17 protein-coding genes and 1 riboswitch are annotated in these 17,767 nt (G+C 50.5%); of the genes, 10 read left to right on the forward strand and 7 right to left on the reverse strand.

All coding sequences use genetic code 11. The features are described from left to right. The 4 genes from ACI955_RS16250 to ACI955_RS16265 all read right to left on the reverse strand — a co-directional run. A partial coding sequence (locus ACI955_RS16250; protein ID WP_415244792.1) for a thrombospondin type 3 repeat-containing protein occupies nucleotides 1–2,147 on the reverse strand: 2,147 nt, incomplete at its 3' end. A 229-nt stretch (nucleotides 2,148–2,376) separates the two neighbouring features. Continuing rightward, nucleotides 2,377–4,029, reverse strand: a complete 1,653-nt coding sequence (gene groL, locus ACI955_RS16255) for a chaperonin GroEL (protein WP_415244793.1) — start codon at nucleotides 4,027–4,029, stop codon at nucleotides 2,377–2,379. A 58-nt stretch (nucleotides 4,030–4,087) separates the two neighbouring features. Next, nucleotides 4,088–4,378, reverse strand: coding sequence for a co-chaperone GroES (locus tag ACI955_RS16260; RefSeq protein ID WP_415244794.1), 291 nt, complete (start codon nucleotides 4,376–4,378; stop codon nucleotides 4,088–4,090). Nucleotides 4,379–4,613: 235 nt separating this feature from the next. Beyond that, a complete protein-coding gene (locus tag ACI955_RS16265; protein ID WP_415244795.1) occupies nucleotides 4,614–5,123 on the reverse strand; it encodes an FxsA family protein in 510 nt (169 codons plus the stop codon). Between the two features lie 177 nt (nucleotides 5,124–5,300). On the opposite strand from ACI955_RS16265, the gene ACI955_RS16270 reads away from it, so the two are divergent. From ACI955_RS16270 to ACI955_RS16280, 3 genes are read left to right on the forward strand one after another with little or no spacing between them, the layout of a single operon-like run. Continuing rightward, nucleotides 5,301–6,335 carry a phospholipase A gene (locus ACI955_RS16270; protein ID WP_415244796.1) on the forward strand — a complete coding sequence of 345 codons (1,035 nt, stop codon included), beginning with the start codon at nucleotides 5,301–5,303 and terminating at the stop codon, nucleotides 6,333–6,335. Between the two features lie 29 nt (nucleotides 6,336–6,364). After that, nucleotides 6,365–7,015: a carbonic anhydrase gene (locus ACI955_RS16275; RefSeq protein ID WP_415244797.1), complete on the forward strand. Its 651-nt coding sequence runs from the start codon at nucleotides 6,365–6,367 to the stop codon at nucleotides 7,013–7,015. A 17-nt stretch (nucleotides 7,016–7,032) separates the two neighbouring features. Next, entirely contained in the window at nucleotides 7,033–7,341 is a 309-nt protein-coding gene (locus ACI955_RS16280; RefSeq protein WP_415244798.1) for an MGMT family protein, read from the forward strand. Here ACI955_RS16280 and rrtA read toward each other — a convergent pair. The 3 genes from rrtA to ACI955_RS16295 all read right to left on the reverse strand — a co-directional run bounded on the left by rrtA (nucleotide 7,309) and on the right by ACI955_RS16295 (nucleotide 10,096). Next, nucleotides 7,309–7,923 carry a rhombosortase gene (gene rrtA / locus ACI955_RS16285; protein ID WP_415244799.1) on the reverse strand — a complete coding sequence of 205 codons (615 nt, stop codon included), beginning with the start codon at nucleotides 7,921–7,923 and terminating at the stop codon, nucleotides 7,309–7,311. The genes ACI955_RS16280 and rrtA overlap by 33 nt on opposite strands. Before the next feature lie 117 nt (nucleotides 7,924–8,040). After that, nucleotides 8,041–9,549, reverse strand: a complete 1,509-nt coding sequence (locus ACI955_RS16290; protein ID WP_415244800.1) for an AmpG family muropeptide MFS transporter — start codon at nucleotides 9,547–9,549, stop codon at nucleotides 8,041–8,043. A gap of 64 nt (nucleotides 9,550–9,613) precedes the next feature. Continuing rightward, nucleotides 9,614–10,096: a YajQ family cyclic di-GMP-binding protein gene (locus ACI955_RS16295; RefSeq protein ID WP_368377291.1), complete on the reverse strand. Its 483-nt coding sequence runs from the start codon at nucleotides 10,094–10,096 to the stop codon at nucleotides 9,614–9,616. A gap of 100 nt (nucleotides 10,097–10,196) precedes the next feature. On the opposite strand from ACI955_RS16295, the gene ACI955_RS16300 reads away from it, so the two are divergent. From ACI955_RS16300 to ACI955_RS16330, 7 genes are all read left to right on the forward strand, one after another. Beyond that, the gene (locus ACI955_RS16300; RefSeq protein ID WP_415244801.1) at nucleotides 10,197–11,162 is read left to right on the forward strand and encodes a ketopantoate reductase family protein; all 966 of its coding nucleotides are present in this window, start codon (nucleotides 10,197–10,199) and stop codon (nucleotides 11,160–11,162) included. Nucleotides 11,163–11,217: 55 nt separating this feature from the next. Next, nucleotides 11,218–11,400, forward strand: a riboswitch (cobalamin riboswitch). A gap of 90 nt (nucleotides 11,401–11,490) precedes the next feature. Further along, nucleotides 11,491–13,365: a TonB-dependent receptor domain-containing protein gene (locus ACI955_RS16305; protein WP_415244802.1), complete on the forward strand. Its 1,875-nt coding sequence runs from the start codon at nucleotides 11,491–11,493 to the stop codon at nucleotides 13,363–13,365. A gap of 55 nt (nucleotides 13,366–13,420) precedes the next feature. Beyond that, complete coding sequence (locus tag ACI955_RS16310; protein WP_415244803.1) at nucleotides 13,421–13,561, forward strand: hypothetical protein; 141 nt, start codon at nucleotides 13,421–13,423, stop codon at nucleotides 13,559–13,561. After that, nucleotides 13,555–14,451: a cobalamin-binding protein gene (locus ACI955_RS16315; RefSeq protein WP_415244804.1), complete on the forward strand. Its 897-nt coding sequence runs from the start codon at nucleotides 13,555–13,557 to the stop codon at nucleotides 14,449–14,451. Before ACI955_RS16310 ends, ACI955_RS16315 begins: the two co-directional genes overlap by 7 nt. Continuing rightward, nucleotides 14,438–15,442 (forward strand): FecCD family ABC transporter permease, encoded by a 1,005-nt coding sequence (locus ACI955_RS16320; RefSeq protein ID WP_415244805.1) that lies wholly within the window; start codon nucleotides 14,438–14,440, stop codon nucleotides 15,440–15,442. Before ACI955_RS16315 ends, ACI955_RS16320 begins: the two co-directional genes overlap by 14 nt. A 2-nt stretch (nucleotides 15,443–15,444) precedes the next feature. Continuing rightward, nucleotides 15,445–16,224, forward strand: a complete 780-nt coding sequence (locus tag ACI955_RS16325) for an ABC transporter ATP-binding protein (protein ID WP_415244806.1) — start codon at nucleotides 15,445–15,447, stop codon at nucleotides 16,222–16,224. 122 nt (nucleotides 16,225–16,346) lie between these two features. After that, the coding region (locus ACI955_RS16330) for a cobyric acid synthase (protein WP_415244807.1) at nucleotides 16,347–17,767 on the forward strand (1,421 nt) is incomplete at its 3' end.

A 17,767-nucleotide genomic window follows, 5' to 3' on the forward strand; every position in this document is an offset into this window, starting at 1 on the left:
GTCACCGCCGTTGTGTCATTAACAGAACGCCGCGCCTTAAATTGTGATATTGGAATCATCACTGCATCGTCATCCGCGAGTGATGTACAAATTGCGTTTTCACCACTGAGATAAGGAGCGGCCGGCAAACCTCGGAGCTTTTCATCTAGCCAGGCAATCGTCGCATCGCGCTGATTTATATCGCCACAGGCAAACTTACCACCTGGCGCTTGAAAATAAAGTGGATCTGGGCTTTCAGGAACAAAGCCGGAAATAATATGCCCACTTTCATGGGTCAGCATACGAACTTCGTGGCCCGTTGCCGCCGCCCGCTCGTTCAAGCACTGAAAATTCCACCATGCCTCGTTAAAATTAAACAGGGTGTCGCGGATACCTTGGGTAAGTAAAATATCCACACCAGGCTGGCCAGTGTAAGTATTGCTACCGGGCACTTCGTTAAACTCACTGCTGATATTATTGTTCAAAGCACTTGCGGCGACGCTGTATGGCATGGTCGCCTGACCATTCAGGCCGCACCAATAACGCGGGCTGTGATAGGCAAACCAGTCCAGCGCGTCACGGGGAAACTCGTTAGTCGCCACGCCGCGGGCCAAGATTTCTAGTACAAAGGGATCAAGACCTCGCGCCAGCGGCGATTCCTGATTTTCCAAGCCGGGCTGATAACTACCGGCCGTGCCGCCGGCCACCAGCAATAGGGACCACGCAGATTTAACAACATCACCCTGATTAAGGCTATAAGGAAGGTTATGCCAAGTAATATCAGGAACCATCGCATCTAGGCGTTGCTTTTCATCAACGCCGTGAATCAGCATTTGATAGCCACCGCCATAGCTTGAACCCACCGAACCAGTCAGTAAGTTCACGCCACCAGCAACACTCACTGGCATTTCTGGGCGCGCTGCTAATTCGCCGGTGCTTTCGTCACGCCAAGCTAAGTAATCGAGATTGACCTCGGCCCAGTCCAAGACCTGCAGCAAATCCAGACCTTCAAATTCAGGGTCCATCACCCTTACGGTGCCGCCGCTGTCGCCAAAACCGCGCAAATCGATACTAATTACCGGGTATCCCCCAGCAACCAATCTATCGAGGGCATTACCCGTATATCCGCTGCCGGTATCACTGACGCGCGCGCCACCGAAACCATGGCTATGAAGCACTAAGGGGTGTGCACCTAAAGCGCGCTGACCACAATTTATTTCAGCCGGCTCAAACACTTCAAAGCTGATATTTTCGCCGCTGGCCGATACGAGGTTTACTTGATAGTGACGATTTGCCGTCACGCTGGCAAAGCTGTCGCCGCATGAGGCATTGGTTTGATTCACTGCGCAGCCGTTGCCGTCTGCACTCTCGCCCACGGCGGTGTCTGCACATAAGTCAGACTCATTACCAACATTATCACCATCGCTGTCGCGGTTATCTTCTGGATCGCAGGCGTCGCCAATCGCATCGCCATCTAAATCTTGCTGGTTGGTATTGGCGAGCGCGGGGCAGTTGTCATTAGCTTCTATTACGCCATCACCGTCGGTATCGCGATCATCCTGCGAATCGCAGACATCGCCAATGCCGTCCCCATCAATATCTTGCTGATCTAGGTTGGCATTCGCAGGGCAATTATCACCGGCGTTATCCACCCCATCATTATCGGCATCGTCATCACAGGCATCACCGACACCGTCGGTGTCTGCGTCGGCCTGACCTGGGTTAGAGTCAATCAGGCAATTGTCATCGGTATCCGCAATACCGTCCATATCGGTATCTGATGGCTGATCGCCCCCGTCGCCGTTACCGCTATTATTTTCGTCATCACAGTCGTCACCAATAAAATCCTCGTCTGAATCCGCTTGATCGGTATTCGCTGCGACCGGGCAGTTATCGCTGCCGTTTGGTACGCCATCATTGTCGGCGTCTGGATCACAGACGTCGCCTAGGTCATCGAGGTCGGCATTTTCCTGCCCCGGGTTGCTATTTTGAGGACAATTGTCGACATCGTTCGCTATGCCATCAAAATCAGTATCTTGGGTCGAACTTCCGCCCCCGCCAACATCTGTCGGTGAACCGACAGATCCTGTGCCTGAGACAGAATCACCACCGCAAGCCGATAAGGCTACAACAGCTATTAAGAGTAATAAATAACGACTAACGGACATGAGGGGCACCTGAAAACTTATCATTTATGGTTTGAACGGTGTTTCGCTGCGTTTAGTCAAGACTCAGCTAATACACGTTTTTCAAATTCTATGACAATATCATACAATTTATGCCTGAGCACAGCAGTTCAAACTTAGGCTGCTTGTCAGTTGGCGAATCCGAGGAGACTAAAAGTTAAGGCATAAAAAAACCCCGCCGAAGCGGGGTTTTAAGGCGAACGAGGCTAAATTACATCATGCCGCCCATACCACCCATACCACCCATACCGCCGCCCATATCAGGCATGCTGCCGCCTTGATCAGACTTAGGCGCATCAGCAATCATGCACTCAGTTGTGATGATTAGACCAGCAACCGAACCCGCTGCTTGCAGCGCAGTACGCGTTACTTTGGCAGGGTCAAGAATACCCATTTCCATCATATCGCCGTATTCACCAGTCGCAGCGTTGTAACCGAAGTTACCAGTTCCTTTGCGAACCTTATCCAGAACAACAGATGCTTCATCACCAGCGTTGGCAACGATTTGACGCATTGGCGCTTCCAGTGCACGCAAGGCCGCATTGATACCTGCGGTTTGATCCAAGTTGTCGCCTTCAATAAGACCAATATTAGAAACAGCACGAACCAAAGCAACACCACCACCGGGAACTACGCCTTCTTCAACCGCAGCACGAGTTGCGTGTAACGCATCTTCAACGCGGGCTTTTTTCTCTTTCATTTCCATTTCAGTGGCTGCGCCAACCTTGATAACCGCAACACCACCAGCTAATTTAGCTACGCGCTCTTGGAGTTTCTCACGATCGTAGTCAGAACTGGTGTTTTCGATCTGAGTGCGGATCTCGCCAACACGCGCCTGAATAGCAGCGGCTTCGCCAGCGCCATCAACAATCACAGTGTTGTCTTTATCCATAGTCACGCGCTTAGCGGTACCAAGGTGCTCAAGAGTCACTTGCTCAAGATCTAGACCCACTTCTTCAGAAATAACGGTGCCGCCAGTCAGAATTGCAAGGTCTTGCAACATTGCTTTGCGACGATCACCAAAACCGGGTGCTTTACAGGCAGCAACTTTAACGATGCCGCGCATGGTATTAACAACCAGAGTGGCCAGTGCTTCGCCTTCAACGTCTTCTGCAACAATAATCAGCGGACGGCTAGATTTAGCGACCTGCTCAAGTAAGGGCAGCAATTCACGAATATTAGAGACTTTCTTGTCGGCCAACAGAATGAATGGGCTGTCGTGCTCAACACTCATATTTTCAGTGTTGTTAACGAAGTAAGGTGACAAGTAACCGCGGTCGAACTGCATACCTTCAACAACTTCTAACTCGTTTTCTAGGCCCTGACCTTCTTCAACAGTAATAACGCCTTCTTTACCAACTTTTTCCATTGCTTCAGCAATGATGTCACCGATGTTTGCGTCGCTATTGGCAGAGATAGTACCTACCTGCGCAATCGCTTTAGTATCAGAGCACGGGCTAGCCAGTTTTTTGACTTCAGCAACAGCAGCTGCAATTGCCTTATCGATGCCGCGTTTGATATCCATTGGATTCATGCCAGCAGCAACAGATTTCAAACCTTCATTCACAATTGCCTGAGCTAGAACAGTTGCAGTAGTTGTGCCATCACCGGCATCGTCAGAAGCGCGCGAAGCAACTTCTTTCACCATTTGCGCGCCCATGTTTTCAAGACGGTCTTCAAGCTCAATTTCTTTCGCTACAGATACACCATCTTTAGTGATAGTTGGCGCACCGTATGATTTTTCAAGCACAACGTTACGGCCTTTAGGGCCTAAAGTGACCTTAACGGCGTTTGCCAGAATATTGACACCAGCCACCATGCGCTGGCGTGCCTCATTACCGAATACTACGTCTTTTGCTGCCATGATCGTATAACCCTTTTATTAACTAGTTCGTTGATTTAAAAGAAACTTTGCTTGGAAATTAAGCTTCTACCACACCAAAGATTTCTGATTCACTCAGCACGATCAGCTCTTCGCCATCGATTTTTATTGCACTACCAGAGTACTGACCAAAAATAACCAGCTCGCCCACTTTTACGCCAACCGGACGTAATTCACCGCTCTCCAGCAACTTACCATCGCCGATCGCCAGTACTTCGCCTTGATTCGGCTTTTCTTTTGCTGAACCAGGCAAAACGATACCGCCCGCACTAGTTTTTTCTTCTTCCTTACGACGGATAACAACACGATCGTATAACGGACGAATTTTCATTTTTATCAATCTCCATTAAATCAATGATTTAGAATTTATTTTAACCGGTTAAACCGGCATCAGCCCAAATCCCTAAGAATCTCGCAATCTACAGTGCTTTGACCTGAACCCCCTTTCATACGGACTGAAACATGCTTATGTTTCAACTGGGAAAACCAAGTGTAGTCACTAAGTCACCGTGGGCTGTCCTGTAAATGGGGATCACAGAAAACATTTCAAGAGCGGCCGCAAAAAATTATTCTTCTTTTTTATACTCGCCTTCGATGATGACCGGATCAATAGAGCGATCTTCAGCGGGGATATCTTGGGTGCGAGAATCGGGTCCCGTCCCAAACTCTTGATTGGTAGTGCCAAAAGGACTGGGACCGCCGCCGAACTGATTCGCCTGCACCTGCATCACACCCCGCTTAATCAGCGCGGCAACAAGCATTCTGCGCAAGGGAGCAATCAAGCACACAAAACCGATGGCATCGGTGACAAAGCCGGGAGTGAGAAGCAGCGCGCCACCCACAGCTAACATCAGCCCCTCTAAAATCTCTGTGGCAGGCACCTGACCGGAACTCATACGCTGCTGGGCGCGCGTTAAGGTATCCAAACCCTGCTGTTTAAGAAGCGCGGCACCGATTACCGCCGTGGTCACCACCATAGCGATCGTGGGTAGCGGGCCAATAACTGCGCCAATTTTAAGCAGCAGCCACATTTCAATAATCGGTAGGCCAACAAATATTAAGAACAAAAATCGCATCAGGGACTCACTTAGCTCAGCGGTTATTGAGATATTGGGGGCTCAGCGGCAAATTCAAGCGGCTGTAACCAGCGGAGACGCCCCTTAGGTAACTGGGTATAAAAACTCCATCACAATACCCTAGTTTGGTTTATAATTGCGCCTGCCAAAACTAGCAACAGAGAGACAATAAGTATAATGCGATTAGGCAACCACTTGGCTCTGCTATGGCTTTATGCCAGCCTGTTCTGCGTAAATCAAAGTCATGCACAAACCAGCGATAAGGTCGCTGAATGCCTGCAGCTGGCCGCACAATCGTTCGCTGACTCCACCACGGTTGGCGAGTTGCGCAGTTTTTGTGAGGCATCGACGGCAGCTTCGGCAAGCGCGGAAATAAGCTATGAAGCAGGCCGAGAGAAATTACAAGGTACCGACCGCCGCAGCGGTGTGATCGAAGAGCGCTTCGCCTTGGAACGCTTCACCACCAACAATCCATTTGTGCTAACACCGCATCGGACCAATTACATACTCCCGGTGTCGTACCGCGACGACCTTGGCGACTACACAGATTTCCTTGCCAATAATAGCGCCGAGCCGGACAGCATAGAATTGGAATTTCAGCTCAGCATTAAGCTCACCATGTGGGAGGAGATTTACAGGGATAATGGCTATCTAAGCGTTGGTTACACCAATCGATCTTTTTGGCAGGCCTACAATAGCGCTGCGTCCGCGCCGTTCAGGGAAACCAACCACGAACCCGAGCTCATGCTCACATTTACCAATGACTGGGAATTGATGGGTTTGCGCAATGTGGCAAATCAGTTTGTTTTCAACCATCAATCCAACGGCCGCGGCAAGCCTTTATCGCGCAGCTGGAATCGCATTATGTTAAATATGGTATTCGAGCGAGATCGCTTTGCGATGTCTTTCAAACCTTGGTATCGACTACCGGAGTCAGCGGCAGACGATGACAACCCAGACATCGAGAAATACCTAGGCCATTTTGAGTGGATGGGTATTTACCAGTGGCACAAGCGAACACTAAGCGTCATGCTACGCAATAATTTACGCAGCGAGAACAAAGGCGCTATTGAACTAGGCTGGAGCTTTCCAATTAATTCGCGAGTAAAGGCCTACGTAAAGTATTTTAATGGCTACGGAGAGAGTCTGATTGAATACAACAACGCCATTGAAAGTTTTGGCATTGGTGTACTCATTAGCGACTGGCTATAAGCAATGGTCCAATTAACGGTAATATATACATGATCACAGCTCAAGAAGCGCTCGCAAGACTAAAAGAGGGTAATGCCCGCTTTGTCAAAAATGTAAACAGCGATTACGCGACTATTATCCATAATAAACGTCCAGAGCTTATCGAAAATCAAGCGCCCTTTGCCATCGTGCTCGGCTGCTCTGACGCTAGAGTTCCCGCAGAACTGGTTTTCAATCAAGGCCTTGGTGATTTGTTCGTTATCCGGGTTGCCGGCAATGTTGTCGCGCCATCGGGAATCGGCAGCGTTGAATTTGCCGCCTTAAGTTTTAACACCCCCTTGGTGGTGGTTTTAGGTCATTCAAATTGCGGCGCTATTACTGCCACCGTCGACGTCCTCACCGGCAATAGTAAAATCCCATCACAGAATCTGCATTCGATCGTTAAACGTATTCGTCCAGCTGTCGAAACGCTACTTTCCACGGAATTACGCCACGACTATAAAGCACTAATTGAGCAGTGTGTGCGGGCCAATGTAAGAACCTCGGTAGAGCATCTCAGCAGCGGCTCCCCCACTCTCGAAAAGCTAATTAGTGACGGTAAACTAATGGTTGTTGGAGCGGAATATTCCCTAGAAACTGGCGAAGTTGATTTCTTTTATGAGGATTACTGGGAGCGTACCCGCAACTTAGAAGCCGAGTAAGTCATTTAACGGATAATATGAACCAGGAAAGTATTCAACAAATTTACGCGGTTATTCACGGCGTCCCAGCGGGGCGTTTGTGCAGCTACGGCAAGGTTGCTGAACTGGCAGGTCTACCAGGTCACGCTCGCTACGTTGGCCGGCTACTCGGTCAACTTCCTAAAAATAGCCGCCTACCTTGGTTCAGAATTGTAAACAGCAACGGAAAAATCAGCCTGCCACCGAATAGCGAGAGCTATGAGCGCCAATTAGGGCGTTTAATTGCAGAGTCCAGCGCCGACGAATCAGGTCACTTATTTTGGCGGCAATGTCGCTGGCCTGATTAAACTCAGTGCGTATTGACCTGCGCCGACTAGCACACCAGCAAATACGCCCACAAAATGCGCCTCGACAGCCACCCGAACGCCAATGCGCTCGGACACCGCGGCAACTGAATCAGGCACAAAATAATCTAGCGATAATTTAGCAATAATTAGCACAAACAAGGACGCGCCCGCATAGGGGCGTCTAGGCCACATAGCCAAGGCACCCGCAATCAAAAGTCCATAAAGTGCCGCCGACACCCCTAAATAATACTCGTATGACGGCAATAAAAAATGAATTAACACCCCCGTTATAAATGCACAGTTTAGTAAACTGAGAGTGAAGTCACGCTCGGTATACACGATCGCCAATAAGAATCTGCACAATAACAGCGCCGCCATATTAGAGAATAAATGTGAGCTGTTGTTATGAACAAATTGGCCGCTAAGAAGCCTCCACCACTGACCGCCCGCCACCTGATCACGCAGGTAGGATAAGTCGTAAAGCGCGTGAAAGTAATGCAGGATTAACAAACACAAAAAAACGAGTGCCGTTGGCCAATGGTGATAACAAAGGCGCCCAAGGAAGGACTTAGATTTTACCATTTACTATCACCTACTCTGATCACGGCGCCGTCGTCTATAGCATCAAGGTTTGGTTTTTAATAAATATTGCTGCCGTACTAATTATGAAGAGCATTAAAACGCGAAGAGTACACACCACTAGCCTAACTTACCAAGCCGTTTTGTTAGGTACCATACTAGGGCAATGACGGGTAGACCCATGGCACTAGCCAACAAGAAAAAAGGAGGGTAACCCACAGATTCGACTACCGTTCCAGAGTATCCGCCCAACAACTTTGGAAATAAAGTCATAATCGAGCTAAAAATAGCATACTGGGTAGCGGTAAATGAAATATTCGTTAGGCTGGATAGCCAGGCAATAAAAGCGGCAACTGCGATACCACCACTCAAATTATCGGCAGCGATCACTAGCGTTAGGGCGACAATATCTACCCCTAGCCCCGCCAGCCACATAAACATCAAATTAGTCAGGGAGACCAATATCGCCCCCAGCATCAGCACCCGCATTACGCCAAATTTAAGGGTAAGAAAACCGCCAAGAAAACTGCCGACAATCGTCATCAGTACACCAAAGATTTTGGTCACACTGGCAATTTGATCTTTGCTGTAACCCATATCCTGATAAAAAACATTGGCGATAACCCCGAGGATAATATCTGACACTCGATAAAAGCCGATCAGCAGTAATATCCATACAGCCAGACTGCCATAACGCCTAATAAAGTCATTGATCGGTTGAGTGTAACTCTCAGACACCAGAGTGGCGTTCACAAAGCCAAGTCCCGTCAATACGCGAAACACCAATAGCCCCGCACCCGCCGCCAAAATCAAACGCAAAGCGCCGTAGGTAAAACTCAGCAGATACTGCATTGCACCGTCAAACCAATGCGGCGATGACGGCACCAAGAACAGCACCGCCACAAAAGCTGATATCGACAAGGTAAAACCAAAGAAAAACCGCAAGTAGTCCCCAGTGGGATAGGTATAAGGACTAAGACCAAGCTCCGGCTCAGCAATCACTAAGGTAGTAAGCAAGCCCACCCCCATCACTGCGGCCATACACAGATAGGTATTGCGCCAGGCGTCGTAGTGATAAACATCGGTGGTGCTGCCAAAAAATTGCGCTAAATACAGTGCGCCCGCGCCTGCGGCAATCATACCAATCCGATAACCGGCAATATATGTAGACGAAAGCAGAGCCTGCATTCGAGCGTCGGCTGATTCAATCCGAAAAGCGTCGATAACTACATCCTGCGTAGCCGCAGAAAAGCCCAGTAATACTGCGGCGACAGCCATCATCTGTAATTGCTGCTGGGGGTCGGTTAGGGCCATCATGCAAATAGCCGCAATCACTCCCAACTGCGACAGTAACAGCCAGCTGCGCCGCCGACCCATCGCCGCGCTAAGAAAAGGCAGCGGCAATTTATCAACCAAAGGTGCCCAAACAAACTTGAAGGAAAATCCCAAGGCCGCCCAACTAAAGTAGGTAACCTCAGCTTTGCTGACACCCGCCTCCCTTAGCCAAAGCGACAAACTGGAGAAAATTAGCAGTAGGGGCACGCCCGCAGAAAAACCAAGAAAAATCATGATCCAGACAGATTTCTGCCTCCACCAGATCAAATCGTCGCGCTCAACATTACTACTCATATTGACAACCTTGCCATTGCTACGATGCTCATCGGAAGGCGCATTGAGCTTTCCCTAAAGACTATCAATCTCTAAAATTTGTAAACTGCAGAGGCTGATCAAGCTCTTCGGCTCGCAGCAAGGCCATTACCTGCTGCAGATCATCGCGTTTTTTGCCAGTTACCCGTACTTGCTCATCCTGAATCTGGCTTTGTACTTTGATTTTATTTTCTTTAATCAACTTGATAATCTTGCGAGCGACATCCGAGGTCAGGCCGCTTTGCATAGTAACCAATTGCTTGACTTGCTTGCCGGCACCCTTCACATCCGCTAATTCCATAGCTAGAGGATCGATCTTTACCTTTATTAAGGCCGCGCGCAGCAGGTCTTCCATTTGCTGTAACTGAAACTCCGCCTCGGCGAACATGGTTACAGTCAGCGCGTCGCGCTCAAACCGCGCGTCCACACCCTTAAAATCAAAACGAGTTTCAATAACCCGGCCGGCCTGATCAACCGCATTGCTAAAAACGTGTAGATCGACTTCTGAGACAATATCAAACGCTGGCATAGCCTAATTTCCTTTGTTATGTTGCGGGGCGCAGTTTAGCATTCCCTGCTAAGCGACAAAATGCATCTAGGAAAAAACTAAGGCGTCACCAAGGCAACCCATGTTTAAATCCACTTTACAGCCCGCATTAGCAAACCCTCTGTATATTCTTGGCGCCGGCGCAATCGGCAGCCTGTGGGCAACATACGGCTACCAAGCAGGCGCAAACATTCGCCTTATTCTGCGTAATCAAGCCACTGCAAACAACTACCATCAACACGGTGGCACTCACTTAATCAGTGCAGGGCAAACTCTTATCAGCCCGTTAGCGGCGGATTACCCGCAAAGTGTGGCAGCTCCCATTCACAAATTGCTGATCACCACCAAGACCCAGCACACGCTGGGCGCCTTAAACGCTATAAAGCCGCACATCGACGAGCACGCGATATTGCTACTGCTTCAAAACGGCCTTGGTATTGCGGAGCAAATTCAGCGGGAATTTCCGCAGGCTACCGTATTGCAAGGCTCTACTACCGAAGGCTGCTATCGGCAATCCGATTTTGAATACGTTCACGCGGGACATGGTCATACCTTTATCGGCGCATCCGTCAATAGCGACAAGCACCAACAAGCGGCGCTCGCGCAGCTCGCTGAGTCACTATCGTTCCCCCCGCTGAAAGTGGATCTCTGCGACAATATCGACGCCGTTTTATGGCGCAAACTCGCGGTAAACTGTGTTGTTAACCCCCTCACTGCGATTCATCGCTGCCGCAACGGTGAGCTGTTAACAAGGCCCGAAATCGTCGCCCAAATGCACGAAATCATCGATGAAATATTGGCGGTCAGCGCCGCCCTCGGTCTCTCACATTGGCTAGACGATCTTCACGAACACGTGGCCAATGTTACCACCGCTACCGCCGCTAATCGCACCTCCATGTTGCAAGATATAAGCGCCGGCCGCGACACCGAAATCGACTCCATCAACGGTTATCTCTGCAAGCTCGCCGACCAACACAATATCAAGGTGCCGTTAAACAAGCAGCTGCTCACAGAAATTAAGAGTATCTCAAACACTAGCCAAGTCTAAGTAAATATAAGCTGGGCCCCGCTTTCAGTTTGACAATACTCTGGCGTCATCTTAAAGTGCGCGCCAAGTAGCAGGTGCTCTGCGCTCCTAAAGTAAGGTGCAAAGAGTTAAACGGGAAGTCAGGTGCGCGAACGCTCTCACGAGTCGCCGCAATGCCGACGCTGCCCCCGCAACGGTAAGCAATCTCTAGATGACAGAGCGAGCGAGCCCGGAACCGGCCTCTACTGTGATTCACCCGATGAAGCGGAGGGCTCCATCAGCGGTCGTATACTTGTATATAACCCCTATCCCTCCCTCGTTGCTTTCTTTTATAGCTCTGAGGCATACCATGAACAAAATTACCCTTGCTGCTGCTGGCAGTATATTCACAATCGCAACGTCACCGCTTTTTGCGGCTGACGAATCTAACATAGAAACTACCGTGGTCACGGCAACACGCACCGAGCAATCGGTGGCAGATATTCTTGCGCCAGTGACCGTGTTTGACCGCGCTGATATCGAACGTATTCAGCCAGCCGATTTACAGGAGTTACTGTCCCGCGCCGTAGGGGTTAGCTTTGTCCGCAACGGCGGTCGCGGCGCCGCTACCAGCCTGTTTCTTCGCGGCAATAAAAGTAATCACACTTTGGTGATGATTGACGGCGTGCGTATCGGCTCCGCAACTCTCGGCAGCCCATCACTGACAAATCTGCCACCCGAGCTGATTGAGCGGGTGGAAATAGTACGCGGCTCACGCTCCAGTCTTTATGGCTCGGAAGCGATCGGCGGCGTTATCAATATAATTACCAGAAAATATCATGATGGCGAAGGCCTGCAACCCGTGCTGCAAGTAGGTGCTGGCACCCAAGGCACTCGCAAAATAGTGGCCGCGGTAAGCGGTGGTAATGAACAAACCCAAGCCAATATTAGTGTCTTAAGCGAAGAAACCGATGGCATTGATCACACCTCAAGCAAAGCCGGTGTCAGCGGTGACAAAGATGGTTTTGAGCAAACGGCCATCAATGTTAGCGTCAGTCACAAAATGAGTGACCGCGCCGAAATATTCGCGTTTTATCAAACTAGCCAAACCGAAGCTGACTACGACGGTAGCTGCTACGATAGCGCCTTCACCGAATTTGAATGCTCGCCATATACCGAAGGTGAAGTCAGTGTCGCGAATATTCGCGGCAAATTTCTGCCGCTCAGTAACTGGCTACTCACTCTGTCTGCCGGTGAATCAGCGGATAAATCAACCATCGATTACCGATATGTTGACCCTGCTGCATCTGGGATAAGTGGCGATACCTTCGATACCAAACGGCGCATCTATAATCTGCAAAACGATTTCACGCTCGGTGCACACCATGTGCTTACGGTCGGCGCCGAGCGCACGCTTGATCGCGTAGAAAGCACTCTCAGCTACAGCGAAATAAGCCGTGGCAACAAAGCCGCCTACATTCAGTGGCAGGGCGACTACGGCGTCGTTGATGCACTTGTTGGTTTCCGCAAAGACGATAACGATCAGTTCGGCAAAAACGAAACTAAAAACCTTTCAATGGGTTTTGACATCAGCGCTGAAATTAAACTTATCGGCTCCTATGGAGAGGGCTATAACGCGCCGAACTTTAATGATCTCTACTATCCCTTTTACGGCGTGCCGACCTTAAAACCGGAAACCTCTGAAAACATAGAGCTTGAACTGCGAGGAGATCAGAGCTGGGGTAGCTGGGCTGTTGGCCGTTTTGAAAATGATGTCGACAAGCTAATTCAATATAACCCTGCCACCTTTGGCCCAGATCAAATTGAAAGCGCAGAGATAAAAGGCTATGAGTTCAGCATCTCAAGCACTATCCAACAGTGGAGCATAGACGCCAACGTCACCCGTTTAGACGCCACCGACGCCAACACCGGTTTAGAGTTGCGACGCCGCGCTGACAAGCAAGCCAATCTCGACGTGGCTCGTGAATGGCAGCACTGGGGAGTCAGTGGCAGCCTGCGTTTGGTTAGTAGTCGCTATGAAGACACCGCTAACAATGACGAATTAAGTGGTTATGGCCTAGTCGATAGCACCGTGTTTTATCGAGTGAACGAGCAAGTAAAGCTGCAGCTGGCGCTGAAAAACATCTTCGACAAAGAATATGTCAGCGCGCGCAGTTTTAGCTTCGGCGATTATGTTTCCATTGGCCGTGAGGCCATGATGAGTATCACCTACACACCAAAATAAGGGTATTATTTATCCCTTTCAACGTCGGCACTGTGCTTTGCGCGGTGCCGATACTTTGCAGCAAGCAGAAGCCATCATGACGCTTGATGAAGAAGCAAAGCACGAGCAGCGAATGCGAGTCAAAAAGGCCATGATCGACGACCAAAAACATACTTTCCACAACAGTATTAAAGCGCGCAACGGCGTGGCATGGTAATTCGCCGCCACCAAATTACTATCATCAGCCTGCTATTAGGTGCAATCCTAATTTGCTCAAACGCGCAGGCAAATATTTGTGTGCGCGACGATAGTGGCGCACAACTATGCATACCGAAAGCGGCGCAACGTATCATTGCATTATCACCAGGCGCAACCGAGCTAGTTTACGCCGTCGGTGCGGGCGACAAGTTAGTCGCCACTGTCAGCTCTAGCGACTACCCGGAATCCGCCAAAACACTACCACGTGTTGGTAGTTACAACCGCTTTGATCAAGAAGCCATTCTAGCCTTAAAGCCCGATCTCCTCATCGGCTGGCTTAGCGGCAACCCCAGCGAACAATTGTCACAACTGCAAATGCTCGGCATGCCTATTTACTTAAGCGAACTACGCACCTTTGAAGATGTTGCCACGAGCCTTGAGCGCTTCGGTGCACTCGCGGGTACCGCCGACACTGCCAAGACTGCTGCGGCAGCATTCCGCCACGGCGTGAATACTCTGAAGTCACGCTACAGCGATGCGCCTCCGGTTGGCGTATTTCAACAAATTTGGACAAACCCGCTGATGACCGTTAATAATGAACACATCATCAGCGAAGCAATCCGCATTTGCGGCGGAATTAATGTGTTTGGCAAACTACCAAGTTTAACCCCGCGGATCGACAGCGAAGCAATACTCGCTGTCGATCCGGAGGCCATCATTGCCGGTGGCATGGGTGAGGAAAATCGCGATTGGCTAACAGATTGGCAGCGCTTTAGCGGTCTAACTGCAGTACGTCGCAATAATTTATTTTTTATTCCACCGTCAACTATTCAGCGTCCAACGCCGCGCCTATTGCAAGGCACCACCCTGCTCTGTGAACATTTGGAAACCGCTCGTGGCCGCCGTTAACACCCCCACTAATAATAGCGCCTTGCCGACTTTCTTTATGCCGCTGCTACTATTATTTGTCTTCACGCTAGGGGCGATTGCGCTGGCGATCACCACCGGCAGTGTGCACATATCACATCAGGAACTTTGGCAGGTGTTAAGTGGCGGCGGCGAGCCGCTGCACCGCACCGTGGTACTTGAATTACGTCTTCCCCGCGCATTATCAGCCTTTGCCGCGGGCGGACTGCTCGCTGTTGCTGGCGCTCTAATGCAAGTATTGCTTCGCAATCCACTGGCAGACCCCTACGTTCTAGGTTTATCTGGTGGCGCCGCCGTTGGCGCCCTAATGGCTATGCTAAGTGGCTTAAGCGCCGCCGCCGTTTCTGGCTCGGCATTTATCGGCGCGATGGTATCAGCGGTCACCGTATTTGGACTTGCCCACGGCACCGGTAGCTGGACACCCACCCGCTTATTACTCACCGGCGTCGTTATCGCCTCGGGCTGGGGAGCAGCCATTACCTTTATATTGGCGGTGAGCCCCAGCGACCAATTGCCCGGTATGCTGTATTGGCTTATGGGAGATCTAGCCTATGCACGCTCACCTTGGCCCGCCCTATTTGTACTGGCTATTATTTCAGTGGTGATGCTGCCACTGGGCCGCAGCTTAAATGTCTTAGCGCGCGGCCAGATGCAGGCCTCGGCACTCGGTGTCGCAGTTAGGCCATTGGAGTGGACTATTTATATTGCCGCCAGTTTACTCACCGCGTTTGCAGTGACAACTGCTGGCAGTATCGGTTTTGTCGGTTTAATTGTGCCCCATATGTTGCGATTGGTATTGGGCAATGATCAGCGGCTAATCCTGCCCGCCGCCGCCTTAGCCGGCGGCGCCCTAATCACCTTAGCTGACACCTTGGCGCGGACTTTAATCGCACCCGAGCAACTTCCTGTCGGCGTGATAACCGCGCTTATTGGTGTACCCAGTTTCCTGTATTTATTACACCGGAGCCGCTAAAAATGCTGACGGCGAAAGATCTGGTTATCGACATACCCGAACGTCGCAGCGGCACACCCCTGTCCTTCGAGATTAAGGCCGGTGAAATATGGGGCGTCCTCGGCCCGAATGGCGCAGGTAAAACCACCTTATTGCACACCCTTGCCGGACTGCGAAAACCCCGCGATGGCGAAGTGGCATTAAACGCAAAGAATATTCAGCATATACGCCGTAAATACGTTGCCCAACAGCTGGCAGTGGTATTTCAAAACGGCGGCGACGGCTTTCCCGCTACGGTCTTAGAAACCGCCATGATCGGTCGCCACCCGTTTATTTCACCCTGGGATATTGAAACCTTAGACGACCTTGCTATCGCCCGCGATGCCCTGCAAAAATTAGAATTAGCAGATTTAGAACACCGCCTAGTCAGCACCCTTTCTGGTGGCGAACGTCAGCGCCTAGCCATTGCTACCGCCCTGTGTCAAAGCCCCAAACTTTGGCTGGCCGACGAGCCCAGTAACCACCTAGATTTAAAGCATCAAGTACAAATTATGAGCTTGCTGGCAGAGCAAGCGGATGCCGGCTGCGGCGTTATTCTGTGTCTACACGATTTGAATATAGCCGCGCACTGGTGTGACAAAATTCTGCTGCTCTACGCCAACGGCGAGGCTTGCTGGGGCGATGCCGACACCATGCTTTCGATCACGGCGCTGGAGCGTCTTTATGACCAAGCACTCAGTAAAATCACCAGCGATGGTCAGTCGTATTTTGTACCGCTCAGCAACAGGGCCGGCGCCCCGTGAAGGCTTCCTATCCCCGCCCATGCTAGAGCCAGAAGTCTGAGGCACGCGAAGAAATTTGGACGCACTGATCATGCATGAGGGCGGGCAAGATCAATAAACCTTTAACCTCGACGACCAAAACCATGACCCTAACATTGATGATTCAAGGCACCACCTCAGACGCGGGCAAGAGTGTCACGGTAGCTGGCTTGTGCCGCGTCTTTAAGCGCCGTGGTTTACGAGTGGCACCGTTCAAACCGCAAAATATGGCGCTCAATAGCGCGGTGACTCTGGAGGGTGGTGAGATTGGTCGCGCCCAAGCCGTTCAAGCCCAAGCCTGCGGGTTAGCACCACATACCGATATGAATCCGGTACTTCTCAAGCCCAATAGTGACACCGGTGCGCAGGTTATTATTCACGGCAAAGCCCTGAGAAATATGGAAGCGCAGGATTATCACGCCTATAAAAAACGCGCCATGAGCGCGGTATTAGAATCGCATAAACGACTCTGCGAGCAGTATGAGGTCGTGGTAGTAGAAGGTGCAGGCAGCCCGGCAGAAATTAATTTACGCGCCAACGATATTGCCAATATGGGCTTTGCTGAAGCGGTGGATTGCCCCGTCGTCATTGTCGCCGATATTGATCGCGGCGGCGTCTTTGCCCACCTCGTTGGCACCTTAGACTTACTCTCGGCAACTGAACAAGCACGGGTAAAGGGTTTTATAATCAATCGCTTTCGTGGCGATATTAGTCTGCTGCAATCTGGTCTCGACTGGCTGGAAGAACGCACCGGCAAAAAAGTGCTTGGCGTGGTGCCCTATATTCACGATCTGTACCTCGAAGCTGAAGACGCCATAGATAGCCGCCAGCAACTCGACGAGAAAGCGATTAAAGTGGTGGTGCCCGTGCTTACCCGCATAAGCAACCATACCGACTTTGACGTACTGCGACTTCACCCCCAAGTCGACCTCTGTTTTATTGGCAAGGGTGAAAGCATTCCCCCCTGCGATCTGATTATTATTCCGGGCAGCAAAAGTACACGCCGCGATCTGGATTATTTGCGCAGCAATAACTGGGATGCCGACATCAATAGACACCTGCGCTACGGTGGCAAAGTGTTGGGCATTTGTGGCGGCTTTCAAATGCTGGGCAAGGCCATACACGACCCACGAGGCATTGAAGGCGACGCCGGTTCCAGTCAAGGCTTGGGTTTTCTAGACATGGAAACCACCATTAGTAGCGACAAAACCCTACGTCAGGTAAAAGGACAGTTAAGTGCCAGCAAGGCGAAGATAAGCGGTTATGAAATCCACGCTGGCATCAGCAGTGGCCCCGCCCTAGATAAGCCGTTCGCATATTTGGGTAGCCATAGAGATGGATGTGTTAGCGACGATGGTCAAATCATTGGCAGTTATTTACACGGCCTGTTTGATGAGAGCGAGACCCGCAACGAACTCCTTGCGTGGGCAGGTATCGCCCATGTTGAAGCACTGGAATATGCAGCTATTATCGAAAGTAATATTGATCGCCTAGCTGACTGCTTTGAACAACACCTGAATATCGC

Source organism: Zhongshania sp., from assembly GCF_047636175.1.
In the GTDB taxonomy this organism is placed as follows: domain Bacteria; phylum Pseudomonadota; class Gammaproteobacteria; order Pseudomonadales; family Spongiibacteraceae; genus Spongiibacter.